The organism is Streptomyces sp. NPDC048018, assembly GCF_043202995.1.
In the GTDB taxonomy this organism is placed as follows: Bacteria; Actinomycetota; Actinomycetes; order Streptomycetales; family Streptomycetaceae; genus Streptomyces.
The window spans coordinates 215,255-238,729 of the sequence record NZ_JBIDBK010000005.1; the positions used below are offsets into that span (position 1 = coordinate 215,255).

Annotated in this window: 23 protein-coding genes; 10 read left to right on the forward strand and 13 right to left on the reverse strand. The window is 73.1% G+C overall.

Going from position 1 to position 23,475, the window contains the following annotated elements; all coding sequences use genetic code 11:
• Positions 1-19: 19 nt before the first annotated feature.
• Positions 20-760 carry an SURF1 family protein gene (locus ACGF1Z_RS20875; RefSeq protein ID WP_393006057.1) on the forward strand — a complete coding sequence of 247 codons (741 nt, stop codon included), beginning with the start codon at positions 20-22 and terminating at the stop codon, positions 758-760.
• A 189-nt stretch (positions 761-949) separates the two neighbouring features.
• On the opposite strand, the gene ACGF1Z_RS20880 is transcribed toward ACGF1Z_RS20875, so the two are convergent.
• From ACGF1Z_RS20880 to ACGF1Z_RS20895, 4 genes are all read right to left on the reverse strand, one after another.
• Positions 950-2,071, reverse strand: coding sequence for a hypothetical protein (locus tag ACGF1Z_RS20880; RefSeq protein ID WP_393006059.1), 1,122 nt, complete (start codon positions 2,069-2,071; stop codon positions 950-952).
• Positions 2,068-2,742 carry a SigE family RNA polymerase sigma factor gene (locus tag ACGF1Z_RS20885; protein WP_393006061.1) on the reverse strand — a complete coding sequence of 225 codons (675 nt, stop codon included), beginning with the start codon at positions 2,740-2,742 and terminating at the stop codon, positions 2,068-2,070. The genes ACGF1Z_RS20880 and ACGF1Z_RS20885 overlap by 4 nt, the downstream gene beginning before the upstream one ends.
• A 401-nt stretch (positions 2,743-3,143) precedes the next feature.
• Positions 3,144-4,196, reverse strand: a complete 1,053-nt coding sequence (locus ACGF1Z_RS20890; RefSeq protein ID WP_393006063.1) for an aspartate-semialdehyde dehydrogenase — start codon at positions 4,194-4,196, stop codon at positions 3,144-3,146.
• A gap of 16 nt (positions 4,197-4,212) precedes the next feature.
• A complete protein-coding gene (locus tag ACGF1Z_RS20895; RefSeq protein ID WP_376626790.1) occupies positions 4,213-5,484 on the reverse strand; it encodes an aspartate kinase in 1,272 nt (423 codons plus the stop codon).
• Between the two features lie 236 nt (positions 5,485-5,720).
• Between ACGF1Z_RS20895 and ACGF1Z_RS20900 the strand changes: the two genes are divergently transcribed.
• From ACGF1Z_RS20900 to ACGF1Z_RS20910, 3 genes are read left to right on the forward strand one after another with little or no spacing between them, the layout of a single operon-like run.
• The gene (locus tag ACGF1Z_RS20900) at positions 5,721-6,605 is read left to right on the forward strand and encodes an ABC transporter substrate-binding protein (RefSeq protein WP_393006066.1); all 885 of its coding nucleotides are present in this window, start codon (positions 5,721-5,723) and stop codon (positions 6,603-6,605) included.
• 53 nt (positions 6,606-6,658) lie between these two features.
• Positions 6,659-7,516, forward strand: a complete 858-nt coding sequence (locus ACGF1Z_RS20905) for an amino acid ABC transporter permease (RefSeq protein ID WP_393006901.1) — start codon at positions 6,659-6,661, stop codon at positions 7,514-7,516.
• Positions 7,513-8,265, forward strand: a complete 753-nt coding sequence (locus ACGF1Z_RS20910; protein ID WP_393006068.1) for an amino acid ABC transporter ATP-binding protein — start codon at positions 7,513-7,515, stop codon at positions 8,263-8,265. The genes ACGF1Z_RS20905 and ACGF1Z_RS20910 overlap by 4 nt, the downstream gene beginning before the upstream one ends.
• A 170-nt stretch (positions 8,266-8,435) precedes the next feature.
• Here ACGF1Z_RS20910 and ACGF1Z_RS20915 read toward each other — a convergent pair whose 3' ends face one another.
• The 3 genes from ACGF1Z_RS20915 to ACGF1Z_RS20925 form a co-directional block, all read right to left on the reverse strand.
• Positions 8,436-9,089: a DUF5063 domain-containing protein gene (locus ACGF1Z_RS20915; protein ID WP_393006070.1), complete on the reverse strand. Its 654-nt coding sequence runs from the start codon at positions 9,087-9,089 to the stop codon at positions 8,436-8,438.
• Between the two features lie 47 nt (positions 9,090-9,136).
• A complete protein-coding gene (recR, locus tag ACGF1Z_RS20920) occupies positions 9,137-9,736 on the reverse strand; it encodes a recombination mediator RecR (RefSeq protein WP_041129942.1) in 600 nt (199 codons plus the stop codon).
• Between the two features lie 84 nt (positions 9,737-9,820).
• Positions 9,821-10,156: a YbaB/EbfC family nucleoid-associated protein gene (locus tag ACGF1Z_RS20925; protein ID WP_365349333.1), complete on the reverse strand. Its 336-nt coding sequence runs from the start codon at positions 10,154-10,156 to the stop codon at positions 9,821-9,823.
• A 278-nt stretch (positions 10,157-10,434) separates the two neighbouring features.
• Between ACGF1Z_RS20925 and ACGF1Z_RS20930 the strand changes: the two genes are divergently transcribed.
• Positions 10,435-11,163: an SLATT domain-containing protein gene (locus ACGF1Z_RS20930; RefSeq protein ID WP_393006904.1), complete on the forward strand. Its 729-nt coding sequence runs from the start codon at positions 10,435-10,437 to the stop codon at positions 11,161-11,163.
• A 94-nt stretch (positions 11,164-11,257) separates the two neighbouring features.
• On the opposite strand, the gene ACGF1Z_RS20935 is transcribed toward ACGF1Z_RS20930, so the two are convergent.
• The 3 genes from ACGF1Z_RS20935 to ACGF1Z_RS20945 form a co-directional block, all read right to left on the reverse strand.
• The gene (locus ACGF1Z_RS20935) at positions 11,258-11,911 is read right to left on the reverse strand and encodes a hypothetical protein (protein WP_393006072.1); all 654 of its coding nucleotides are present in this window, start codon (positions 11,909-11,911) and stop codon (positions 11,258-11,260) included.
• A 108-nt stretch (positions 11,912-12,019) separates the two neighbouring features.
• On the reverse strand, positions 12,020-12,724 hold the full coding sequence (locus ACGF1Z_RS20940; protein ID WP_393006074.1) for a GntR family transcriptional regulator: 705 nt from the start codon (positions 12,722-12,724) through the stop codon (positions 12,020-12,022).
• A 90-nt stretch (positions 12,725-12,814) separates the two neighbouring features.
• The gene (locus ACGF1Z_RS20945; RefSeq protein WP_393006076.1) at positions 12,815-14,176 is read right to left on the reverse strand and encodes an aspartate aminotransferase family protein; all 1,362 of its coding nucleotides are present in this window, start codon (positions 14,174-14,176) and stop codon (positions 12,815-12,817) included.
• Between the two features lie 164 nt (positions 14,177-14,340).
• Between ACGF1Z_RS20945 and ACGF1Z_RS20950 the strand changes: the two genes are divergently transcribed.
• The gene (locus ACGF1Z_RS20950) at positions 14,341-14,967 is read left to right on the forward strand and encodes a DJ-1/PfpI family protein (RefSeq protein WP_393006078.1); all 627 of its coding nucleotides are present in this window, start codon (positions 14,341-14,343) and stop codon (positions 14,965-14,967) included.
• The gene (locus tag ACGF1Z_RS20955; RefSeq protein WP_393006080.1) at positions 14,968-15,441 is read left to right on the forward strand and encodes a MarR family winged helix-turn-helix transcriptional regulator; all 474 of its coding nucleotides are present in this window, start codon (positions 14,968-14,970) and stop codon (positions 15,439-15,441) included.
• Positions 15,442-15,491: 50 nt separating this feature from the next.
• On the opposite strand, the gene ACGF1Z_RS20960 is transcribed toward ACGF1Z_RS20955, so the two are convergent.
• A complete protein-coding gene (locus tag ACGF1Z_RS20960) occupies positions 15,492-16,394 on the reverse strand; it encodes a glycoside hydrolase family 19 protein (RefSeq protein WP_393006082.1) in 903 nt (300 codons plus the stop codon).
• A gap of 99 nt (positions 16,395-16,493) precedes the next feature.
• Positions 16,494-16,955 (reverse strand): MarR family winged helix-turn-helix transcriptional regulator, encoded by a 462-nt coding sequence (locus ACGF1Z_RS20965; protein WP_393006084.1) that lies wholly within the window; start codon positions 16,953-16,955, stop codon positions 16,494-16,496.
• 96 nt (positions 16,956-17,051) lie between these two features.
• Here ACGF1Z_RS20965 and ACGF1Z_RS20970 point away from each other — a divergent pair, with 96 nt between their 5' ends.
• Both ACGF1Z_RS20970 and ACGF1Z_RS20975 read left to right on the forward strand, forming a co-directional pair.
• A complete protein-coding gene (locus tag ACGF1Z_RS20970; RefSeq protein ID WP_393006086.1) occupies positions 17,052-17,519 on the forward strand; it encodes a MarR family transcriptional regulator in 468 nt (155 codons plus the stop codon).
• A gap of 209 nt (positions 17,520-17,728) precedes the next feature.
• Positions 17,729-20,224, forward strand: coding sequence for a hypothetical protein (locus ACGF1Z_RS20975; protein WP_393006088.1), 2,496 nt, complete (start codon positions 17,729-17,731; stop codon positions 20,222-20,224).
• Between the two features lie 121 nt (positions 20,225-20,345).
• Here the strand turns inward: ACGF1Z_RS20975 and ACGF1Z_RS20980 are convergent, their stop codons facing one another.
• Positions 20,346-21,299: an NADP-dependent oxidoreductase gene (locus ACGF1Z_RS20980; RefSeq protein ID WP_393006090.1), complete on the reverse strand. Its 954-nt coding sequence runs from the start codon at positions 21,297-21,299 to the stop codon at positions 20,346-20,348.
• 300 nt (positions 21,300-21,599) lie between these two features.
• On the opposite strand from ACGF1Z_RS20980, the gene ACGF1Z_RS20985 reads away from it, so the two are divergent.
• A complete protein-coding gene (locus ACGF1Z_RS20985) occupies positions 21,600-23,462 on the forward strand; it encodes a serine/threonine-protein kinase (protein ID WP_393006092.1) in 1,863 nt (620 codons plus the stop codon).
• Positions 23,463-23,475: the final 13 nt, after the last annotated feature.

The following is a 23,475-nucleotide window of genomic DNA, read 5'->3' on the forward strand; positions in this document are numbered from 1 at the left end:
GCTTGCGTACCGTGGGGGTGTGTACCGGTTCCTGAGAACGCCCCGCTGGTGGGGGATCAACGTCTTCGTCCTGCTGGCGATCCCGTTCTGCGTGTTCATGGGGACCTGGCAGATGGGCAAGTTCGAGGAACGCGTCGCATCCCACGAGGAGGCCGAGCGGCGTCCCGACCCGGAGGCCCGGCCCGCCGAGGCGCTGGACTCGCTGCTGCCGGTGGACAAGGAGACCTCGGGTCGGATCGCGCGGGCCAGCGGCCGCTTCGGGCAGCAGTTCCTGGTGCCCGGCCGCGAGCTCGACGGCCGCGACGGCGCGTACGTGCTGACGCTCCTGAAGACGGACGGCGGCCGGGCGCTTCCGGTGGTCCGGGGCTGGCTGCCGCAGGGCGCGAAGCCGCCTTCCCCGCCGTCCGGCGAGGTCACGGTGACGGGCGCGCTGCAGGCCTCCGAGAACGCGGGCAGCAAGGGCGTGCGCGCGGCCGGCGGGCTGCCCGAGGGACAGCTCGGCATGATCAGCGCCGCCTCTCTGGTGAACGTGGTGCAGGACGACGTCTACGACGCCTGGATCACGCTGACCCACTCCCCCGCCGGGCTCACCCCGGTGCCGGCGGCGGCCGCCGCCGGCACGAGCCTGGACATGAAGGCCTTCCAGAACCTGGGCTACACGGCCGAGTGGTTCGTCTTCGCCGGCTTCGTGGTCTTCATGTGGTTCCGGCTGCTGCGCCGCGAGCTCGACGCCTCCCGCGACGCCGCCCTCGGGCTGTAGGACCCACCGGGCCGTGCCGGCCGCGCCCGGTCCCCGCCGCGCCCCGCACTGCCGGGGCCCGACGCCCGCCGTGCCCTGCCGTGCCCGGCCCCAGGGACCCGCCGTGGGGTCCGGCCCACGAGGGGCGCGCGGACCCTGCCGGCGGCTGCGGACCTCGGAACGAAGGAACCTGCCGGGCGGCCCGCCCGCTCAGGAGGCGTCCAGGAGCCCGGTCCGGTAGATCGTGCCCGCGCACGCGTTGGGAATGGTCGCGGCCGCCGCGGGGCCGCCCGGGTCCGCGGTGTGCGTGACGTCGACGCTGCCGTCCGCCGGGGTCCCGTCGGTCACCAACTGCGTGGTGACGGCGTTCTCGCCGGGGCCCGTGCCGGTCGAGCCGGTGGCCCCGCCGCTCGACGCGGAGCCGCCGCCCGTCGTCGGGGTCGGCGTGGGGGTCGGGCTCGGCGGGGTGGTCGGGCAGGTCTCGCTGGGGACCCAGGCGAAGCGCACCTCGTAGGCGTTGTCCGGGGTCAGGATCAGCGCGGCCGACTCCTGCGAGGGGTCGGGCAGCCCGCTCGCCGCGTCCCCGGGGGTGTGCGCGACGACCGCGATCTTCGACGGGTCGGCCGCCCCGCGGGCCGCGAAGCCGACCCGGCCGGCGCCGCCGACCACACAGTCGCGGCCGGAGACGTTGGCGATGCGGAAGGTCCCGTAGACCTTGCCGCTCGCGTCCGGGGCGCCCGTCTGCACCGAGCTGACGCCCAACTGGTCGGCCGCGCAGACCGGACGCGTGTCCGGGGCGCCGTCGGACGGGGTGCCGGCGACACCGGTGCCGCCCGGGCCCTGCGCCGAGGCGGTGGGCTTCCCCGCGGCGCCCCCGGCGGAACCGCCCGGGCGGGGCGCCGCGGTGCCGGCGGGCGGGTCGGCGCTCTTCCGGCCGCCCTCGATGCCGGTCTCGGTGCCGGTGCCGCCCTGGGCCTGCTCGCCGTGCCCGGCGTTGACCGCCTTGTCGGCGGAGATCCCGCCGGAGGAGGCGACGTGCACCAGGGCCGGGACGGCCGTGCCGACGAGCACGGCCGCGGCGGCCATGCCGACGACTGCCTGCCGCTTGCGGGCCCGGCGGGCGGGAACGGCGCGACGCAGGTGCTCGAGCGCGCCGTCGGAGGGTTCGAGACCGGACACCGCGCCCTGGAGCAGCCGCCGCAGCGCCAGCTCGTCGGGCGTGCCGTTCCCCGGCGCTTCGTTCACCATCCCGCGTCCACTCAGATCGTCCCGGTCACCGTGCTGGTCGTGCTGGTCCTGCCGGTCGCCGCCCCCGGTCCACGGCCCGCTCACGACGCGGCCTCCATGGCGACCCGCAGCGCGGCGATGCCGCGGGAGCCGTAGGCCTTGACCGACCCGAGGGAGATCCCGAGCGTCTCCGCGACCTGCGCCTCCGTCATGTCCGCGAAGTATCGCAGCACGAGCACCTCCCGCTGGCGCCGCTGCAGACCGCGCATGGCCTTGATCAGCGCGTCCCGCTCCAGCTGGTCGTAGGCGCCCTCCTCCGCGCTGGCCATGTCGGGCATCGGCTTGGAGAGCAGCTTCAGGCCGAGGATCCGCCGGCGCAGCGCGGAGCGGGAGAGGTTGACGACGGTCTGGCGCAGATAGGCCAGGGTCTTCTCGGGGTCGCGCACCCGGCTGCGGGCCGAGTGGACCCGTATGAAGGCCTCCTGCACGACGTCCTCGCAGGAGGCGGTGTCGTCGAGGAGGAGCGCGGCGAGCCCGAGCAGCGAGCGGTAGTGCGCGCGGTAGGTCTCGGTGAGGTGGTCGACGGTGGTACCGGCAGCCATCGTGTCGTCAGCGCCCTCGCGGGGCGCCGGAATGCCGCTCACCGCGGTCGGACGGGTTCTCATGGGCACGGGCGCGATCACCGGCATGCCGCCGACCGGGCGCGGCCGCCTGAGCGGGCGCACCGCGGTGCTGTGCAGCGGGATGACCGCCGCGATGTCGAGTACCTCTGCCACGCCTGTTGGACACGCTTCCCCCCGCCAGGGTTGTACGCGCACGGCACCGGTTTTGACGGCGCGTCGTATGCCCTCATTGCGTACCCGTTCTCCCCCGATGCCCTTTTGCGCGGCGTGCTGCACGTCACATGGCCCTGGGTGCACGCGAAGACGCCTCCGCCCGACCACCGGTTGCAGAGGGGACGGAACAGCATCGTCGTCCAGGACATATGACCTGATCAAGAGCCACCTGAAGCCGATTTGCTCACAGGGCTTTCACAGATCCTACAAACGTCACCGGTGAGGCGATGCCGATTTCCGGACACCCGGGAAGGCCCCGGCCGCGAGATCCGGCCATACCCCGTCAGATCCGGCCCCGGCCCCTCGGCTCGGGCCGCCCCGTCGGGTCCGGCCCCGCCCCGTCAGCCGCGCTCCCCGGCGATCCGCTCCGCGATCTGAAGGGCGTTCAGCGCGGCGCCCTTGCGCAGGTTGTCGCCGCACACGAAGAACTCCAGGGAACGCTCGTCGTCCATCGACCGCCGCACCCGGCCCACCCAGGTCGGGTCGGTGCCCACCACGTCGGCGGGGGTCGGGAAGTCGCCCGTGGCGGGGTCGTCGTAGAGCACCACACCGGGCGAGGTCGCCAGGATCTCGTGGGCGCGCGCGACGGTCACCGGGCGCTCGAAGCGGGCGTGCACGGAGGCCGAGTGACCGGTCACGACGGGCACCCGGACACAGGTGGCGGCCACGCTCAGGGCCGGCAGGTCGAGGATCTTGCGGGTCTCCTCGCGGACGGCCAGCTCCTCGGAGGACCAGCCGTCGGCGGCGGGCGCCCCGGACCAGGGCAGCACGTTGAGGGCGAGCGGCCCCGGGAAGGGGCCGGTGTGGTCGCGGACGGCCCGCCGGACGTCGCCGGGGTGCGTACCGAGCTCGCCGCCGGTGACCAGGGCCAGCTGCTCGCGCAGCGCGCCCGTACCCGCCCGTCCGGCGCCGCTGGCGGCCTGCTGGGCGGTGACGACCAGTTCCGTGAGGCCGAACTCGGCGTGCAGCGCGCCCACGGCGACGATCAGCGCCAGGGTGGTGCAGCCGGGGCTCGCGACGATGCCGCGCGGCCTCGTGCGGGCGGCGTGCGCGTTGATCTCGGGGACCACGAGCGGCACGCCGGGGTCGGCCCGGAAGGCCGTGGAGGTGTCGACGACCACCGCGCCCCCGGCGGCGGCGATCGGCGCCCAGCGCGCCGCGACGTCGCCGGGCACGAGGAACAGGGCGAGGTCGACGCCCGTCAGGCTCTCCTCGCTCAGCGCGAGGACCTCGCTCTCCTCCTCCCGAACGGCGGCCTTGCGGCCGGCCGAGCGGGAGGAGGCGAGGAGTCGGATCTCGCCCCAGACGTCCGCGTGGTGCGTCAGCATCTGGAGCAGCACCGCGCCGACGGCCCCGGTCGCTCCCACGACCGCGAGCGTCGGCCTGCCGCTCATCGGAGGTGTCCCCCGGTCAGCGGCCGGTGCCGCCGTACACGACGGCCTCGTCCGAGTCGCTGTCCAGACCGAAGGCGGTGTGGACGGCGCGCACGGCCTCGTTGACGTCGTCGGCGCGGGTGACGACCGAGATGCGGATCTCCGAGGTGGAGATCAGCTCGATGTTGACGCCCGCGTCGGAGAGCGCCTTGAAGAAGTCCGCGGTGACCCCGGGGTTCGTCTTCATGCCGGCGCCGACGAGGGAGATCTTGCCGATCTGGTCGTCGTAGCGGAGCGAGTCGAAGCCGATCACGGGCTTCGTCTTCTCCAGGGCGTCGATGGCCTTGCGGCCCTCGGCCTTGGGGAGGGTGAAGGAGATGTCCGTGAGCCCGGTGGAGGCGGCGGACACGTTCTGCACGATCATGTCGATGTTGATCTCGGCGTCCGCGACGGCCCGGAAGATGGCCGCGGCCTCGCCCGGCTTGTCCGGCACGCCGACGACCGTGATCTTGGCCTCGGAGGTGTCGTGCGCGACACCGGAGATGATGGCCTGCTCCACCTTCAGATCCCCTGTCGGTTCGTTGCTGACCCACGTGCCCTGCAGCCCCGAGAAGGACGAGCGGACGTGGATCGGGATGTTGTAGCGGCGTGCGTACTCGACGCACCGGTGCAGCAGCACCTTGGACCCGGAGGCGGCGAGCTCCAGCATGTCCTCGAAGGAGATCCAGTCGATCTTCTTCGCCTTCTTCACCACGCGCGGGTCGGCCGTGAACACGCCGTCGACGTCCGTGTAGATCTCGCAGACCTCGGCGTCGAGCGCGGCGGCCAGCGCGACGGCGGTCGTGTCGGAGCCGCCGCGGCCCAGGGTGGTGATGTCCTTCTTGTCCGCGGAGACGCCCTGGAAGCCGGCGACGATGGCGATGTTGCCCTCGTCCAGCGCCGTACGGATACGGCCCGGCGTGACATCGATGATGCGCGCTTTGTTGTGGACCGAGTCGGTGATGACACCGGCCTGGCTTCCCGTGAACGACTGGGCCTCGTGGCCCAGGTTTTTGATCGCCATGGCCAACAGGGCCATGGAGATCCGCTCTCCGGCGGTCAGCAGCATGTCGAACTCACGCCCGGCCGGCATCGGGGATACCTGCTCGGCGAGATCGATCAACTCGTCCGTCGTGTCGCCCATCGCGGAGACCACGACGACCACCTGGTGGCCGTTCTTCTTGGCTTCCACGATCCGCTTGGCGACGCGCTTGATGCCTTCGGCATCGGCAACGGAGGAGCCTCCGTACTTCTGCACGACAAGGCCCACGTGCGCTCCTCGCTCAGTCCTAGCCACAGCTGGCACTGCGGTCGGCTCAGTCTAACGAGGGACACGGAAACGCCCTCCGCATATCGCATGCTGAGATTTGCGGCTCAGAGAGTGATCACCTCGATGCCCGGCCGGTCGGCAACACCCCCGTCACATCGCTTCAACAAACGTTTCGCCATACGAGACGGCACCCTCGTGACCTGGACAGACGCCCGAGCGGCTGCCAATCTCCGGGCATGCGTCCACGTCACAGCCTCGCCCTGGCAGCGGCCTCCGCCCTCGTCGCCCTCGCCGCGTCCGGCTGCGCGCCGCAGCCCGAGAGCACCGGCGGGCCGTCCGCCGCCGCCCCGGGCGCCGGGAAGCCCGCGACCTGCGCCCCCGGCACGCTCGCCACCCAGGCCAAGGGCAAGCTCACCGTCGGCACCGACACCCCCGCCTACGCCCCCTGGTTCCAGGACGACGACCCGGCCAACGGCAAGGGCTACGAGTCGGCCGTCGCCTACGCCGTCGCCCGGAAGCTCGGCTTCGCCGCGGGCGACGTCGTCTGGCAGAAGGTCGCCTTCAACAACGCCTTCGCGCCCGGCGCGAAGACCTTCGACTTCGACATCAACCAGGTGTCGATCAACGAGGACCGCCGCAGGGCCGTGGACCTCTCCACCGGCTACTACGACGTGCGCCAGGCCGTCATCGCCCTCAAGACCTCCAAGGCCGCCAAGGCGACGAGCCTCGCCGACCTCAAGGGCGCCAAGCTCGGCGCCCAGGTCGGCACGACCAGTCTCGACGTGATCAACCAGCGGATCAGGCCCGACCGGCAGGCCGCCGTGTTCCAGAAGAACGACCTCGCCAAGGCCGCCCTCAAGAACGGCCAGGTCGACGCGATCGTCGTGGACCTGCCGACCGCCTTCTACATCACCGGCGCCGAGGTGCCCGAGGCCGAGGTCGTCGGCCAGTTCGAGACCACGGGCGGCGCCACGGAGCAGTTCGGCCTGGTCCTCGACAAGGGCTCCGCGCTCACCTCCTGCGTCTCCCGGGCCGTCGACGCCCTCCGCAAGGACGGCACCCTCGCGGCCATCGAGAAGCAGTGGCTGTCCGAGGCGGCGGGCGCGCCGGTGCTCAGGTGACCGCCACGAAGGAGGACCCGCTCGGAGAGCCGGTCGGAGAGCGGGCCGGGGAGGTGCCCGGGGAGGCGTACACCCCGTCCGCGCGGCGGATCGCGCGGGAGCGCTACAAGCGCTCCCGCACCCGCCGCGCCACGGCCGTCGCCGCCCTCAGCACGGCCGTCACCCTCGCGGTGCTCTACGTCGTCGTCACCGGCTCCCCCGGCTGGCCGCGCACGAAGGAGACCTTCTTCAGCGCCGAGTACGCGCGCCAGGCGCTCCCCCAGGTCCTCGACGGCCTGTGGCTCAACCTCCGCCTGCTCCTGATCTGCGGCGCCGTCACCCTCGTCCTCGGCCTGCTGCTCGCCGTCGCCCGCACCCTCCGCGGCCCGGCGCTGTTCCCGCTGCGCGCCCTGGCCACCGCGTACGTCGACTTCTTCCGCGGCCTGCCGCTCATCATCTGCCTGCTCGCGGTGATCTTCGGCGTGCCCGCACTGCGCCTCCAGGGCGTCCCCACCGACCCGGTCGTCCTCGGCGGCACGGCGCTGGTGCTGACCTACTCGGCGTACATGGCCGAGGTCTTCCGGGCCGGCATCGAGAGCGTCCACCCCAGCCAGCGCGCCGCCGCCCGCTCGCTGGGCCTGTCGAGCGCCCAGACCATGCGCTTCGTCGTGCTCCCGCAGGCCGTACGCCGGGTCGTGCCTCCGCTCCTCAACGACCTGGTCTCCCTCCAGAAGGACACCGGCCTGGTCTCCATCGCGGGCGCCGTCGACGCCGTGTACGCGGCACAGATCCTGGCCAGCAAGACCTTCAACTACACCCCGTACGTCGTCGCGGGCCTGGTCTTCGTCGTCCTGACCATCCCCATGACCCGCTTCACCGACTGGGTCACGGCCCGGATGAACCGGCGCCAGTCGCAGGGAGGCACCGTATGACCGGGACCCCGGTCCTCCGCCTGGAGTCCGTCCGCAAGACCTACGGCCCCACCGTCGTCCTGCGCGACGTCGACCTCGCGGTCCCGCAGCACACGGTCACCGTCCTCATCGGCGCCTCCGGCTCCGGCAAGTCGACCCTGCTGCGCTGCTCCAACCTGCTGGAGGAGATCGACGACGGCGCGATCTTCCTGGACGGCGAGGAGATCACCGACCCGCGCGTCGACCCCGACGCCGTCCGGCGCCGGATCGGCGTGGTCTTCCAGGCGTACAACCTCTTCCCGCACATGAGCGTGCTCGACAACATCACCCTCGCCCCGCGCCGCGTCCACCGCGCCGAGCGCCGGGAGGCCGAGGAGCGGGCCCGCGAACTGCTGGGACGCCTCGGGCTCGGCGACAAGGCGGGCGAGTACCCGGACCGGCTCAGCGGCGGCCAGCAGCAGCGGGTGGCGATCGCCCGGGCGCTCGCGAGCCGGCCGCGCCTGCTGCTCCTCGACGAGGTCACGGCGGCGCTCGACCCGGAGCTGGTCGGCGAGGTCCTGAGCGTGGTGCGGGACCTCAAGGAGGAGGGCATGACGATGGTCATCGCCACCCACGAGATGGGCTTCGCCCGGGAGGTCGCCGACCAGGTCTGCTTCCTGGAGAACGGCGTCGTCCTGGAGCGCGGCACGTCGGACGAGGTCTTCGGCGCCCCCGAGCACGAGCGCACCCGCCGCTTCCTGAGCCGCATCGTGCAGGCGGGCCGGCTGTAGGGCGCGACCGGAGCGGGCCCCTGGTGTGCCGGAGCGATCCGGGGGCGCCGGAGCGGTCCCGGGGCCGGGCTCCGGCTCTCCGCGGTGGCCTGGAGCGCGTGCTCCCGGCCGCAGCCCTCAGGGGCGGGCCGGAGCGGTCCCGGGGCCCGGAGCGGCCACCCGGCCCGTCGTCAGCCCTTCGGCCGGCCGAGGCCGCCCAGCTCCGCCGCCATCACGCGGCCCGCCTCCTCCGCGAGGTCGTCCTCCGTGAGGTCCTCGTCCGTGTCGAGCCCGTCGAGCGCGGCGAGCGGCTGGTCGAGACGCACATGGGCGACCAGCGACTGCAGGGCCCGCAGGGTGGCGGAGGCGGTGGGGCCCCAGTTCGAGAAGTACGAGAACTGCCACCACCACAGCGCCTCGCTGGTCCGGCCGGCCCGGTAGTGGGCGAGGCCGTGCCGCAGGTCGAGGACGATGTCGGCGAGGTTGTCGGAGATCCGGGCCGGTACGGGCGCCCTGCGCGGCTCGTACGGGTCGAAGACCTCGGAGAAGACGTCCACCGGCTCCAGCATGACCGCGAAGCGCTCGCGCAGGTCGTCCACGTCCATGTCGGGACCCGCGTCGGGCTCGTAGCGCTCGTCCGGGACGATGTCCTCGTGCGCGCCGAGCCGCCCGCCCGCGAGCAGCAGCTGGGAGATCTCCAGGAGCAGGAACGGCACCGCGCTGTCGGGCTCGTCGCCCTTGGCGACCTCGGTCGTCGCGACGATGAAGCTCTCGATCGAGTCCGCGATCTGGACGGCGAAGTCGTCCGGATCCTGCGTGATGGAGTGCAGCGTGGCGTCAGACATCGAGGAGCCTCCCTGAGAGTGCGTCGTCGTGCGCACGGACCCGGTCGTCATACATCTAGCAGCCGCCGCCCCTCGAAGGCACGCCCCAGGGTGACCTCGTCGGCGTATTCCAGGTCGCCGCCGACCGGCAGACCGCTGGCGAGGCGGGTCACCTTCAGGCCCATGGGCTTGATCATCCGCGCCAGGTACGTCGCGGTGGCCTCGCCCTCCAGGTTCGGGTCGGTGGCCAGGATCAGCTCCGTGACGGTGCCGTCCGCGAGGCGCGCGAGCAGCTCGCGGATCCGCAGGTCGTCCGGCCCGACGCCCTCGATCGGGCTGATCGCCCCGCCGAGCACGTGATAGCGCCCGCGGAACTCACGGGTCCGCTCGATGGCGACGACGTCCTTGGGCTCCTCGACCACGCAGATGACGGTCAGGTCCCGGCGCGGGTCACGGCAGATGTTGCACTGCTCCTGCTGGGCCACGTTGCCGCAGACCGCGCAGAACCGGACCTTCTCCTTGACCTCCAGGAGCGCCTGGGCGAGCCGCCGCACGTCGGTGGGCTCGGCCTGGAGGATGTGGAAGGCGATCCGCTGCGCGCTCTTGGGACCGACGCCGGGCAGCCTGCCCAGTTCGTCGATGAGGTCCTGAACCACGCCTTCGTACAACGGAACGCCCTTCTCGGGAGTGCTTGATTCTTACGGTAGTGGCTGGAATCCAGCCGCAGAAGGTGTACGGGAAAGCCGGACGGGTCAGAAACCCAGGCCCGGCATGCCGCCCAGGCCCTGCGCCAGCGGGCCCAGCTTGGCCTGCTGGAGCGCCTGCGCGTTCTCGTTGGCGGCCTGCACGGCCGCCACGATCAGGTCGGCGAGGGTCTCGGTGTCCTCCGGGTCGACCGCCTTCGGGTCGATCACCAGGCCGCGCAGCTCGCCGGAACCGGTGACGGTCGCCTTCACCAGGCCGCCGCCCGCCTGCCCGTCGACCTCGGTCCGCGCCAGCTCCTCCTGGGCACGGGCGAGGTCCTGCTGCATCTTCTGCGCCTGCTGGAGGAGCTGCTGCATGTTGGGCTGGCCACCACCGGGGATCACGGTCACTCACTCCTGCTGGTCTGTGTACGCGGCTGCGGATGTCGGTAAGCCGAGCCTACGTGGTCCCCGACCGGGGTGCCGCCACAACACTTTCGAGTGAGAAACTGCGGGCTCCTCTACCTGATCAACACCCTCTTGCAGGCGGAAATCCCGGGATTCCGGGCCCACAGCCCACCATTCGGCGGTAGGAAGGGCAGGCACCACGTGCACCGCACGTCACAGAAGGACACGAGCGCTGAGCTGAACAGAGGAGTTCCCCGGTGAGCCAGCAGCCGGACATGCAGCCACAACCGGGGAGTCCCGAAGGACCGGGCAGGCCCGAGGGCCCGGCCGCACACCGCGACCTGACCGGAACGCCCTTCCCGCTGGGCGACTGGGGCGAGCCCGCCGAACGCCTCGACGAGCTCTACCGCTGGGCCGAGTCCCACGCGCTGCGCACCGCCGAGTGGTATCTCTCCGACCGTGTCCGCAAGCGCCGCGCCGCCCGCGCGCTGCGCGTGGGTACGGCCCTGGGGGTGATCGCCGGCGCCGCGCTGCCGCTGCTCGACCTGACCGGCGCCGCCGAGGGGACGGCCGGCTGGGGCTACATGTCGCTGCTGCTCGGCGCGGCCTGTCTGGCCTGCGACCGCTACTTCGGCCTGACCTCGGGCTGGATAAGGGACGTGGCCACCGCCCAGGCCGTGCAGCGGCGGCTGCAGGCGCTCCAGTTCGACTGGGCCTCGGAGAGCGTGCGCGAGGTGCTCGGCCCCACCGAGGGCACGGCCAGCGAGGCCGCCGAGCGCTGTCTGGGCGTGCTGCGCCGCTTCTCGGAGGACGTGACGGAGCTGGTGCGGGCCGAGACGGCGGACTGGATGGTCGAGTTCCGCTCGGGCCCGGCGCCCCTGGCCCTGCAGTCGGTCGGCACGACCCCGGTCCGCCCGGAGAGCGGCCACCCCTCCGGCCGTTTCCCGCTGCCGCCCGGCACCCGCCCGAACATGCCGCGCCAGCGGCCGCCGGAGCCGCGCTGAGGCCCGTGCGGCCGGGCGCCCGTCAGGGGGTGGCCCCCGTACGGGTACGGCGGCCCCTGGCCGGATCCGTACCCGTACGGGCGGGGTCGTCGCGTCAGCTGAGGACGATCATGGAGCCCTGTCCGAGGCTCCGGGTCGCCGCCGCGTGGAGCCCGAGCCAGACGTGCCGCTCGCGCGCGAAGGGGCTGTCGTCCTGGTACGCGGCGGGGGCCGCCGGCTCGTCCAGGGCGGTGGGCCGCTCCGGGGGCCGCGGCGCGGCCGGCGGGTTGGCCGGGTCGATGCCGATCGCCGGTGCGACGAACTCCAGCTCGCGCAGCAGCCCCTGCGAGGAGCCGAGCGGGCCGCCGCCCTCCAGGAGCTCGTCGTTGGACAGGGGCACGGGGAAGTCGACCGGCACGTAGGCGCCGGCGTGGTCGTAGTGCCACACCAGGTGCGACTGCTGCGCGGTCGCCTCGAACATCTCCAGGAGCTGCTCGTAGTCCCCGCCGAGCTCACCGACCGGCTCGACGGGCAGCCCGCACATCTGGAGCAGGTAGGCGCGGCGCAGGAAGTGCAGGGCCTCGTAGTCGAACCCGGCGACCGGGGCGACGTCCCCGGAGAGCCCCGGCATGTACGCGTAGACCGGCACGGTGGGCAGGCCGGCCGCGGTCAGGGCGTGGTCGTAGACGGCGATCTCTTCGGCGAAGGGGTTGTCGGGGCTGTGGCACAGCACGTCGACGAGGGGGACCAGCCACAGGTCACAGGCCAAGGGAGGCTCGCTCTCCGTCAGTTGCGGGGTCGGGTGCAGGGACGGCCAGGGTAGTCGGGCCTGCACGCCACGCACACCCGCTGGTTGCCTGCCCCTGGAAGGGCGTTCTCAACCCGTCCGGCCGGAACGCCGGTCCAGTCGGTCCGCCCACTCCAGTGAGCGCGCGTTGTAGTCCCGTACGACCGCGACGGCGCCCTCCGCGTCGCCGCGGGTGATCGCGTCCACCAGCTCGACGTGCCCGCTCCACAGCCAGCCCACCAGGTCGCGGTCGGAGCGCAGGTACGGCACGGAGAAGACCCAGGCCTGGACGCGCAGCCGGTGCAGGAAGTCGGCGATGTGGTCGTTCGAGGAGACCAGCCGGCCCAGCTCGCGCCAGTAACGGATGTCGTAGCCGATGAGGACGTCCAGGTCGCCGGCCCGGGCGGCCCGCGCGGCCGCCTCGCCCCGGCGCCGTACCGACACCAGCGCGACCCCGTAGGAGAGGTCGGGTTCGCCGGGCCGGGGGCGCCGGGCGTCCCGGCGGAAGATGCCGTCGACGACGAGCATCCGGGCCTCGACCATGCCCCGGTAGTCGTCGACCGAGAACTCGTGCACCCGGAAGCCGCGGTGCTGGTCGGAGTCGAGCAGCCCCTGCGCGCACAGGTCGACGAGGGCCTCGCGCACCGGCGTCGCGGACACGCCGTACTGCTCGGCGATCTGCTTGACGGTGAACTCCTCACCGGGCTGGAGACGCCCCGCGAGGACCTCGTCACGCAGCGCGTCCGCGATCTGCTGCCGCAGGGTGTTGCGGGTGACAGCTCCGCTCGCGGGCATGGTGGTCGGCCCCCTCCGTCCGGCTCCCGGACACCCTAGTCCAGACCGCGGAGAGGGCCGATCAGGTCACACGGCGTGAGGCCGGGGACCTCAGACCGTGTGCTCGTCGGCGACCGAGAGCGCCGTGTCGAGGGCCGCGAGCCCCTCCTTGAGCTCCGCCTCGGAGACGTTGCAGGCGGGGACGACGTGCGTCCGGTTCATGTTGACGAAGGGCCACAGGCCGTTCTTCTTCGCCGCGGCGCCGAAGGCGGCCATCGGCGCGTTGGCCTCGCCGGCCGCGTTGTACGGGACCAGCGGCTCGCGGGTCTCCTTGTTCCTGACCAGGTCGAGCGCCCAGAAGACACCGAGACCGCGCACCTCGCCGACCGACGGGTGGCGTTCGGCGAGCTCGCGCAGGGCGGGGCCGATGACGTTCTCGCCGAGGTGGGCGGCGTGCTCGACGACCTTCTCGTCCTCCATCACCCGGATGGTGGCGACGGCGGCGGCGCAGGCCAGCGGGTGCCCGGAGTAGGTGAGGCCGCCGGGGTAGGGGCGGGTCTCGAAGGTGGCGGCGATCTCCTCGCTGATCGCGACGCCGCCGAGCGGGACGTAGCCGGAGTTGACGCCCTTGGCGAAGGTCATCAGGTCGGGCACCACGTCGAAGTGGTCCGCGGCGAACCACTTGCCGGTGCGGCCGAAGCCGGCCATGACCTCGTCGAGGACGAAGACGATGCCGTACCTGTCGCAGATCTCGCGGACGCCGGCGAGGTAGCCGGGCGGCGGGGTCATGATGCCGGCGGTGCCGGGGACGGTCTCCAGGATGATCGCGGCGACGGTCTGCGGGCCCTCGAAGGCGATGGTGTCCTCGAGGTGCGCGAGGGCGCGCTCGCACTCCTGCTGCTCGTTCTCGGCGTAGAACGGGGAGCGGTAGAGGAACGGCGCCCAGAAGCGCACGACGCCCGCGGAACCGGTGTCGGAGGCCCAGCGGCGCGGGTCGCCGGTCAGGTTGATCGCCGTGGAGGTCGCGCCGTGGTACGAGCGGAAGGCCGAGAGCACCTTGTGGCGGCCCGTGTGCAGCCGGGCCATGCGGACGGCGTTCTCGACGGCCTCGGCGCCGCCGTTGGTGAAGAAGATCTTGTTCAGGTCGCCCGGCGTGCGCTCGGCGATGAGGCGTGCGGCCTCGGAGCGGACGTCCACGGCGAAGGCGGGCGCGAAGGTGGCGAGCTTCCCGGCCTGCTCCTGGATCGCGGCGACGACCTTGGGGTGCTGGTAGCCGATGTTGGTGTAGACGAGGCCGCTGGTGAAGTCGAGGTAGCGGTTGCCGTCGTAGTCCCAGAAGTACGAACCCTCGGCGCCGGCGACGGCGAGCGGGTCGATCAGGCCCTGGGCGGACCAGGAGTGGAACACGTGCGCGCGGTCGGCGGCCTTGACGGCGGCTCCGGCCTGGGGGTCGGGTACGACATGAGGGGTCATGCCTCCGAGGGTAGGGAACCGCAGGTGAAGCGGGCCATGGCCATCTTGTCCAACGAGACCGGGAGGGACGAGACAGGTTGCCGGGAGCGCGTTGCGCGACGGATTCCGTAGGGGCTCGACCGGGTTTCATTGACAGCAAGCTGTCATAGTGACAGTCTGCTGTCATGACCGAGATCGAGGCACCCACGACCGTCCACCTCGCCGTCTACGACACCCTCGCCGACTGGGAGACGGGCCACGCGACCGCCTGGCTGGCCCGGGCCGGCTACACCGTCCGGACCGTCGGCCCGGACGACCGCCCCGCGGGAGAGCCCGTCACGACCCTCGCGGGCATCCGCGTCGTCCCCGACCTCGCCCTCGCCGACCTGGATCCGGCGGACAGCGCGCTGCTGATCCTGCCGGGGGCCGAGACGTACGACGAGGGCGACGCGCTCGCCCCCTTCACCGCCAAGGCCCGCGCCTTCCTCGACGCCGGCGTCCCGGTCGCCGCGATCTGCGGCGCCACGGCCGGACTCGCCAGGGAGGGCCTGCTCGACGCCCGCCCGCACACCAGCGCCGCCCCCTTCTACCTGGCCGCCACCGGCTACGCGGGCGGCGAGCACTACGTGGAGGCGGACGCGGTCACCGACGGCGACCTGATCACGGCGGGCCCCACCGAACCGGTGGCCTTCGCGCGCGAGATCTTCGCCCGGCTCGGCGCGTACGAGGGCAGGCGGGACGCCTGGTACCGCCTCTTCCACGACTCGGACCCCGCGGCCTTCGCCGAGCTCCACGCGGACGATGATGCGTAGATGACCCGCGCACCACAGGACGCGCTCAGCCGCACCGCCCTGGGCGTCTTCCGCCTCAACGGCCAGTTCCTCGCCGTGTCCGAGAAGCTGGCCGAACCGGCCGGCCTGACCGCCGCCTGGTGGCAGGTCCTCGGCGCCGTCCTCCCCGCACCGCTCCCCGTCTCCGGCATCGCCCGCGCCATGGGCATCACCCGCCAGAGCGTCCAGCGCGTCGCCGACCTGCTCGTCCGCGAGGGCCTCGCGGCCTACGAGCCGAACCCGGCCCACCGCCGCGCCAAGCTCCTGGCACCGACCGAGGCGGGCCGCGCCGCCGTCCGCCGCATCGACCCCGGGCACGCGGAACTGGCCGCCCGGCTCATGCGCGAGCTGGGCGGCCAGGAGGCCTTCGACGAGACGGTACGGGTCCTCGAGCGGCTCAGCCGGGCACTGGAGGCGCTGGGTGCCGCCGACGCGGACGGTCCGGCGGCGGACTGATCCGCCGGCGGTCCGGCGGCGGATCAGTCCGCGGCCGGGCCGGGCGCCCGTCAGCAGTACAGGTTCGCCCCGGTGGGGACGCCCAGGATCTGGGTGAACTCCTGGTACTTGGTGACCCGGCTCTGCACCTGGCCGGGGTTGCCGCCGTTGCACTCCAGGGAGCCGTTGATGGAGCGGATCGTCTCGCCGAAGCCGCGGCTGTTGACCATGGCGTCGTGCGCGGTCATGGTGCCGGGGCCGTTCTGGGTGTTCCAGTACCAGAGGCCGGTCTTCCAGGCGACGGCCGCGTCGCGCTCGACGCGGTAGGGGTCGGCCAGCAGGTTGATGCCGAGGGCGTCACCGGCGGCCTTGTAGTTGAAGTTCCAGGAGAGCTGGATGGGACCGCGGCCGTAGTACGCGGCCTGGCCGGCGGGGCAGCCGTAGGGCTGCGTCGCGTCGCAGTAGTGCGGGTAGTTGGCGGTGTTCTGCTCGACGACGTGGACGAGGCCGCCCGTCTCGTGGCTGACGTTGGCGAGGAAGGCCGCGGCCTCCTGCCGCTTCACGGTGTCGCTGCCGGTGTTCGCGAAACCGGGGTACGCGCCGAGCGCGGCGGTGAGCCCGGCGTAGGTGTAGAAGGGGTTCCGGCCCGGGAACATCTGGTTGAACTGGGCTTCGGTGACCACGAACCCGGTGGTGGGCGGCGGGGTCGTGCCGCCACCGCCACCGCCGTCGCAGGCGCCCTGGTCGGCCCAGACGCCCCACTCGCCGGTCGTGCCGGGAGTCTCGTTCTGGGTCCACCACTTGGCCTGCCAGTTGTGCCCGTTGTACGAGGCGGTCATGCCGCCGGTGTAGACGCCGGAGGCGTTCCAGGCGGCCGCGCAGGCGGTGGCCGCGCCCGCGGTGGCGGGCAGGATCACGGCGAGGCCGGCGACCGTGCAGATCGCGGCGAGGACAGTCAGCAGACGTCGCAGCATGCGCTCGTCCTTCCGGTGGGGGGGAAGAACACAGAAGCGCGATTGGTCTGTACCTGTCAATAGGTCTGGACCAGCCGGAAGCGGACCGGACCCCTCCGTTCAGCGCGCGAGCATCCGCTCCAACAGGCTCACCAACAGGGCCCGTTCGGCCACCGACAGCGGCTCCATCAGGTCGTCCTGCGCGTCCGCGAGGACCTTGTCGAGACGCTTGAGGTGCCTGCGACCCTGCGCGGTGAGGGTGACGACGTTGCGCCGGCGGTCGGCAGGGTCGGGGGTGCGGGCGACGTGACCCCGCTCCTCCAGCTCGTTGATGACGGCCACGAGGTCGCTGCGGTAGATGCCGGTGCGGCGGCTGACGCCCGCCTGGCTGGTCGGACCGTGCTCGTCGAGCGAGGCGAGCACGGCGTAGTGCCACTTGCGGGCGTCCTCGGCGGCCAGGCGTTCGCCCACCACGCGGTCGGCCCGCGCCGCGGTCATGGCGAGGAGGCGGCTGGGGAGACCGCGGAGGCGGTCGGGAGTCTGCGCCTCGTCCGTCTCGGCGCCCTGGGGGGTCTCGGTCATGGCGTGCAGATTACCTCTTGCGTTAGTGGTCCGAACGATCTAATGTCGTTCGTGCGACAAACGTTAGCCACTTGAACGTTAGAGGAGTGAACGAGCATGTCCGCGCACACCACCCCCGCTGCCGCCTCCACCGCGCCGCTCGCCGACGCCCGCTCCCTGGGTCTCGCGCACTACGCCGCCCGAGGCGTCCTGGAGCTCGTCCTGGCGCAGCACGGCACCACGTTCCAGCAGCAGATCGCGCTGCGCGCCGCCGTGACCGCCGAGAGCCCCCGGACACCGGAGGAGCTGGTCGCCCAGATCCGGGGCTCCCTGAAGGCCGACCCGGCCGACATCCGCGCCACGCTCGACGAGCTCAGGGCCGGGAAGCTGCTCGTCGAGGACGGCGCGCACCTGCTCCCCTCGGACGCGGGGCGCGAGCTGCTCGCGACGCTCGCCGCGGCGACCGCCCCGGTCTCGGCCCGGGTCTGGGGCGGCATATCACCCGACGACCTCGCGGCCGCCGGCCGTGTGCTGGCGCTGGTCACGGAGCGGGCCGATGCGGAGTTCGCGGCCCTGACGGCGTGACGGGCGGAGCCGTCGCCCGGCCGGGCGGCCGGAGGACCGGCCGAGTCGGGACACCGGCCCGAGCCGCCCTTGAACGGGTTCGAATTCGACCGCGTTCATGACGATCACACTGTTACGCTCCTCCTCTCGGCCTGCGACGGGGGACGAACGGGCCGGAAGAGCAACACACGGGGACCCGGGCATCCGGGAGAAATCGGGGAGGAAACCAGGTGGTTCGTCATGCCCTCACGCGGGGGGCTTCCATCGCCGCGCTCTCGCTCGCGGTCACCGCGGGCGCGTTGATCCCGCTCGCGGCACCGGCCGCGGCGGAGACACCTCAGGAGCTGGTGATCCCGCCGGCCGTCAAGAAGACCACCGGCACCACCGCACCCGTGGAGCGGCTCGCGCTCGCCCAGGGAGAGCTGTCGGTCGTCGACCGGAGCGACGACGACGCCGGGAACAGCAAGGAGTGGCGCCGCGACCTGTCCATAGGCGACACCCTCGGCTACGGCGCCCGGACCGCCGAATCGGTGTCCGTCCTGCCCTGCCCGGAGGACGACGCCCCGTGCGGCGATTACTGGGCCACCGGAGACGGCCGCTTCGTGACCCGCCAGGGTGGCTACCTCTACTTCACCAGCGAGAAGCGCAACGACTTCATCGGCACCTGGGTGGGCGCCGGCGCCCGCATCCGGGACGTCGACGGCTCTTACCTGGTCGTCGACAGCGGCGGCACCACCCCGAAGCAGCGGATCGTCGCCCTCGCCCCGGGCGTCGAGGCCGGCCGGGTCCTGGAGGAGCGCACGCCCGTCGCGGCCGCCCTGTGGGGCTCGTGGCTGTGGAGCGCCGACGGCGCGAAGGGCGCGGTCACCGCGAAGGACCTGAAGACCGGCGCCACCGTCGAGACGCTGAACACCGGCGCCGACTGCGTGCCCCAGGACCTCCAGGCCGTCGGACGCTGGGTCTACTGGTCCTGCGGCGCGAACGGCCCCGCCGGGGTCTACGACCGCACGGCCCGGAAGTCCGGCGCCGTCCCCTCGGGCGACGCGCTGCTCGGCGACGGCTACGTCGTCACCCACGACAAGGCCGCCGGCAAGCTCGTCCTGACCGGCACCGACACCGGCGAGCCGGCCGTCAGCCGGGTCGTCGGCGACCTGCCCGACACGGGCGTCTCCCAGCGCCGCGTGCGCTGGACCGTCGACCGGTTCGGCGGACACCTCGCCTACGCCGACGCCAAGGAGCAGATCCACGTCGTGCCCAGCGGGGTGGCGCGGCAGCCGATGACCCTGCTCGACCGCCAGGACACCCCGTCCCCGGTGGTCGACGGATTCGCGGAGGACCGCCCGACCCTCCTCACCTCGCTGACCCCGTCCCGGCCCCTGGGGTCCTGGACCCTGACGGCCCGGCACCGCACCACCGGCAAGGTCAGCGAGCTGGCCTCCGGCACGGACGGCCGCTGGCTGCGCCCGGCGTGGAACGGCCGGGACAAGGCCGGCACGCTGATGCCGAACGGCGAGTACACCTGGACGCTGACCGCCCGGCCCGACGGCCCCGCCGGCGCGGCGACCACGGTCGCCGGCGGCGCCCTGCTGCGGCGCGGCGCGTCGCCCGCGCACACCTCGTTCACGAGCCTGCCGACCCAGCGTGTCCTGGACACCCGCAACGGCACCGGGGTCGCCAAGGGCAAGCTCGGGGCCAAGGGCACCGTCACCCTCGACGTCTCGGGCGTGCCGGGCATCGGGACGGCCTGGAACCGGTCCGTGGCGCTGCACGTCACCGCGACCAACGCGAGCGCCGGCACCTTCGTCTCCGCCTACGGGGCCGACGACGACCGCTCCGCCGGCTCGAACCTCAACGTGCCCGCCGGGAAGACGGTCTCCAACCTGATCATCGCCCCGGTCGACGAGGGCAAGGTCACCTTCTACAACCACGCGGGCACGGTCGACCTCATCGCCGACGTCGCCGGCGTGAACAAGATCGGCGAGGACGGTTCGCTGTACCGGCCGATGGCCCCGTGGCGGGCCCTCGACACCCGCAGCGGCCTCGGCGGCCCCAAGGCGAAGGTCAGGGGCGGCACCCGGGCACACGTCACCTTCGGCGGCACCGCCGTGGGCGGCGCCGACGTCACGGCGGTCGTCCTCAACGTGACGGCCACCAACGTCACCGGCGGCACCTTCGTCACGGCCGTCCCCCAGGGCGGCCCGGTGGTCGGCTCGCACCTCAACCCGCAGCCGGGCGAGACCCGTTCCAACCTGGTGGTCGTCCCCGTCAAGGACGGCGGCGTCGACCTGTACAACCACTCCGGCACGGTCGACCTGATCGCCGACGTGGCCGGCTACTACACCAAGGCCCGCACGGGCTCGCTGTACAGCGAACTGCCCTACGGCGCCCGCCTGATGGACACCCGCTACGGCACCGGCGTCGCCAGGGCCAAGGTGGGCGCCGGCAGGACGGTCACCCTGACGGTCGCCGGCAAGGCCGGGATACCCGCGACGGGCGCCACGGCCGTGGTGCTCAACGTGACCGCCACCGGCGCCACGGCGGGCACCTACGTCACGGCCTACCCGTACGGCACGACCCGCAGCAGCGCGTCGAACCTGAACGTGCCGGCCGGTGCGACGGTCTCCAACCTGGTGGTCGTCCCCGTCAGGGACGGCAAGGTCACCTTCTACAACCACGGCGGCACGGTCGACCTGATCGCCGACGTGCAGGGCTTCTACGCGGAGTAGACCCTCCGGACCGGAGCCCGGGGTCATCCCCCGGGCTTCCGGTCCGCCCGGCTCCGGTGCCCGATCTCGGGCGCCGGGGCCGGCGGACCAGGGGCGCCGTCGGCGCCATCCCCGGGCCGGCTCAGATCATCAGGACGATCCGCCCGGGCCGGTGGCCCGACTCCGCGCGGCGGTGGGCCTCGGCGGCTTCCTCCAGGGGCATGACGTCGGCCACACGGGTGATGAGCTGCCGGGCCGCCACCTGTTCCAGGATCTCCTTGAGCAGGACCGCGTCCGGCCTGGCGCGGTCGAACTCGACCCGGATCTCCCGCTCGGACGCCGGGACGCGGTCCGGGGCGATGGAGACGAAGACGCCGCGGTCCTTCAGGACGGCCAGCGCCACGGTGCCGAGCAGGGCCCCGTCGAAGATGCCGTCGACACCCTCCGGGGCGTGCTCCCGGACCTGGCGGAGCACGTCGAGCGGCTCGCCGCGCGGGATGCACTCCTTGGCACCGAGGACCTTGAGCTCGCTCTCGTCGCCCTCGTAGGAGACGGCGATCACCCGCAGCCCGGCCGTCGAGGCGAGCTGGACCACGAAGCGGCCGACCACCCCGCTGGCACCGGTGACGAGGAGCGTGGCCCCGGGCGGCAGGTTCAGCTGCTCCATGCCGTTGCGGGCGGTGAGCGCGGCCAGGGGGACGGAGGCGGCCGCGGTGAAGTCCACGTCGTCGGGCAGCGGGGCGAACCACTCGGGATCGGCCCAGATGACCTCCGCGTAGGTCCCGTGCCCGGTCAGCTCCTCGTACCAGGGGATGAAGCCCGCCACCCGGGTGCCGGCCGGCAGGGTGCCGCCGGGGCCGGGCGCCGGGTCGAGGAGCCTGCCCGCGAAGTCCGTGCCGAGGACGAAGGGAGGACGCAGCTCACCCATGTGCTCGACATACAGACCGGCACGGATCCGGAGGTCCGCGATGGTGATGCCGGCCGCCTTGAGCCGTACACGTACCTTTCCCGGCATCTGGCCGGCCTCGGGTTCGGGGCGCCGGGACATGCTCAGCACCTCGGGTCCGCCAAAGGCGGTGACTTCGACGACACGCATGGGGATCCTCCTCCTGCGGAAGCCCCCTCGTGGCCATTACACCCACGCCCGCCGACCCCGGCAACAGGGACGCGGCAGCCGCGTGAGGGGCTCCGGACGCACTTCCCGCAGGCCCGCGGGCTCACCGTCGCCCCCGGCGGGCGGACCGTACGGGCCGCGGCCGTCCCCCACGCCCCGTTCCGCGGCCGCCCCGAGGTCGCCGGGACGGGCACCGTCGCACGGGCCACGCCCGAGGGACCCGGGTAAGCGGAGAAGGTGGAGGCGGTCCGCCGGACGGCATGTCTGGCATCCTCTTTCGACGTGGATCCCTTGAACGCGGAAGACCCGGCCGCCATAGGACCGTTCCGGTTGCTCGGGCGGCTCGGTACGGGCGGCATGGGCCGGGTGTACCTGGCCCGTTCGGCGGGCGGACGCGCCGTCGCGGTGAAGGTCGTGCACCCGGAGCTGGCCGCCCAGGACGAGTTCCGGCGCCGCTTCGCCCGCGAGGTCTCCGCCCTGGAACGCGTCGGCGGCACCGGCACCGCACCCGTGCTCGGCGCCGACACCGAGGCCGACCTCCCCTGGGTCGCCGTCGGTTACGTGCCCGGCCCGTCGCTGCGCACCGTCGTGAACGAGGAGCACGGGCCGCTGCCGCCCGCCAGCGTCCGCACCCTCGCCTCCGGCCTCGCCCACGCGCTCACCCACATCCATGCCGCGGGACTGGTCCACCGCGACCTGAAGCCGGGCAACGTCCTGCTCACCGTCGACGGGCCGCAGATCATCGACTTCGGCATCGCCCGCGCCCTGGACACCGTCACCGACGGCGGCCTGACCAGCACCGGCGCGGTCGTCGGATCCCCCGGCTTCATGTCCCCCGAGCAGGTGCGCGGCGAGCGGGTCACGCCCGCCTCGGACATCTTCTGCCTGGGATCCGTCCTCGTCTACGCGGCGACCGGACGCTCCCCGTTCGGCTCGTCGGACAGCGGCGTCCACGCCACCATGTTCCGCATCGCCAACGAGGAGCCCGACCTCACCGGGCTCGCGCCGGAACTCACCGGCCTCATCCGGGCCTGCCTCACCAAGGACCCCGCGGAGCGCCCCTCGGCCACGGAGCTCGTCGACACCCTCCAGGTCACGGACCCGTGGCTGCCCGCCGAGGTCCTCGTCCGGCTCGGCCGGCACGCCGCCAGGGTCCTGGAGGCCGAGGGCAGCGCCGCCGCCGAGGCGGGCGACCCCACCCCCTCGACCCCGCTGCCGCCCGGCGGCGCCGCCGCGCCCCGGCGCCGCCGCCGCGCCCCGCTGATCGGCGCCGTGACCGCGCTCGCCGTCGCGGCCGCCGGGACGCTCGCCTACACCTACTGGCCCGGCGCGGGCACCGCCTCCGGGGCCGACGGGCACAGGAACAAGGCCCGTGGCGGCACCGGCACGTCCTCCGGCCCCGCCGGGATCGTCCCGGCCGGCTTCCTCGGCGCCTGGGAAGGCGTCCTGCAGGGCTCCGACAGCCACCCCCGCGAGACCCTCCGGCTCGAGATCACCCAGGGCGCCGCCGGCAGCAAGGCGGCCGTCTACGTCCACGTCACCGACGAGCGCCTGTGCATGGGCCGCTCCCGGCTCGTCTCGGCGGACGAGGACAAGGTCGTCCTCGGCGAGTCCGACGTCACCACCAGCGTGCCCGCCCAGCGCTGCACGCCCTCCGCCCGGCAGACCCTCACCCTGCGCTCCCCCGAGGTCCTGGTGTGGACCTCGGGCGCCGCGAAGGCCACCTTCCGCAAGGGCCGGACCGGCTCCGAGGCGCTCCCGGCGAAGTTCCCCGGCAGCTGGCGGATGCGGAACGACCCGGAGGTCTTCGGGAAGGACGTCGACCGCTACACCGACGAGGTGACGCTCACCCAGGGCCCGGTGGGCTCCGCCGTCCTCCGTTACGAGCAGGGCTATCCGCGCACCGACGCGGAGGGGAACCCCACCTCCGACTCGGTCCACTGCATCTTCACGGCCCTCCTCGCCCGCACGGGCACCCCGCTGGTCGTCGGCCCGCAGACCGCCGAACCGGGCTCGGACGCCGAGTGCGCCCCCACCGCCGGCATCGCGAGCTACCTCGACATCGTCCGCTACAAGGGCGAGGACCGGCTCCTGGTCTATCCGATGACGGACGGGGAGCCGGGCGAGTTCCACAGGATCCGGTGACCGCTGCCGGGCG

Excerpts from the sequence above, each read along its gene's own strand:
- ACGF1Z_RS20890 (WP_393006063.1), bottom strand. The coding sequence starts at position 4,196 with ATGAGCGGCAGGCCGACGCTCGCGGTCGTGGGAGCGACCGGGGCCGTC.
- ACGF1Z_RS20900 (WP_393006066.1), top strand. The coding sequence starts at position 5,721 with ATGCGTCCACGTCACAGCCTCGCCCTGGCAGCGGCCTCCGCCCTCGTC.
- ACGF1Z_RS20910 (WP_393006068.1), top strand. The coding sequence starts at position 7,513 with ATGACCGGGACCCCGGTCCTCCGCCTGGAGTCCGTCCGCAAGACCTAC.
- ACGF1Z_RS20915 (WP_393006070.1), bottom strand. The coding sequence starts at position 9,089 with ATGTCTGACGCCACGCTGCACTCCATCACGCAGGATCCGGACGACTTC.
- ACGF1Z_RS20930 (WP_393006904.1), top strand. The coding sequence starts at position 10,435 with ATGCAGCCACAACCGGGGAGTCCCGAAGGACCGGGCAGGCCCGAGGGC.
- ACGF1Z_RS20940 (WP_393006074.1), bottom strand. The coding sequence starts at position 12,724 with ATGCCCGCGAGCGGAGCTGTCACCCGCAACACCCTGCGGCAGCAGATC.
- ACGF1Z_RS20945 (WP_393006076.1), bottom strand. The coding sequence starts at position 14,176 with ATGACCCCTCATGTCGTACCCGACCCCCAGGCCGGAGCCGCCGTCAAG.
- ACGF1Z_RS20950 (WP_393006078.1), top strand. The coding sequence starts at position 14,341 with ATGACCGAGATCGAGGCACCCACGACCGTCCACCTCGCCGTCTACGAC.
- ACGF1Z_RS20955 (WP_393006080.1), top strand. The coding sequence starts at position 14,968 with ATGACCCGCGCACCACAGGACGCGCTCAGCCGCACCGCCCTGGGCGTC.
- ACGF1Z_RS20960 (WP_393006082.1), bottom strand. The coding sequence starts at position 16,394 with ATGCTGCGACGTCTGCTGACTGTCCTCGCCGCGATCTGCACGGTCGCC.
- ACGF1Z_RS20965 (WP_393006084.1), bottom strand. The coding sequence starts at position 16,955 with ATGACCGAGACCCCCCAGGGCGCCGAGACGGACGAGGCGCAGACTCCC.
- ACGF1Z_RS20970 (WP_393006086.1), top strand. The coding sequence starts at position 17,052 with ATGTCCGCGCACACCACCCCCGCTGCCGCCTCCACCGCGCCGCTCGCC.
- ACGF1Z_RS20980 (WP_393006090.1), bottom strand. The coding sequence starts at position 21,299 with ATGCGTGTCGTCGAAGTCACCGCCTTTGGCGGACCCGAGGTGCTGAGC.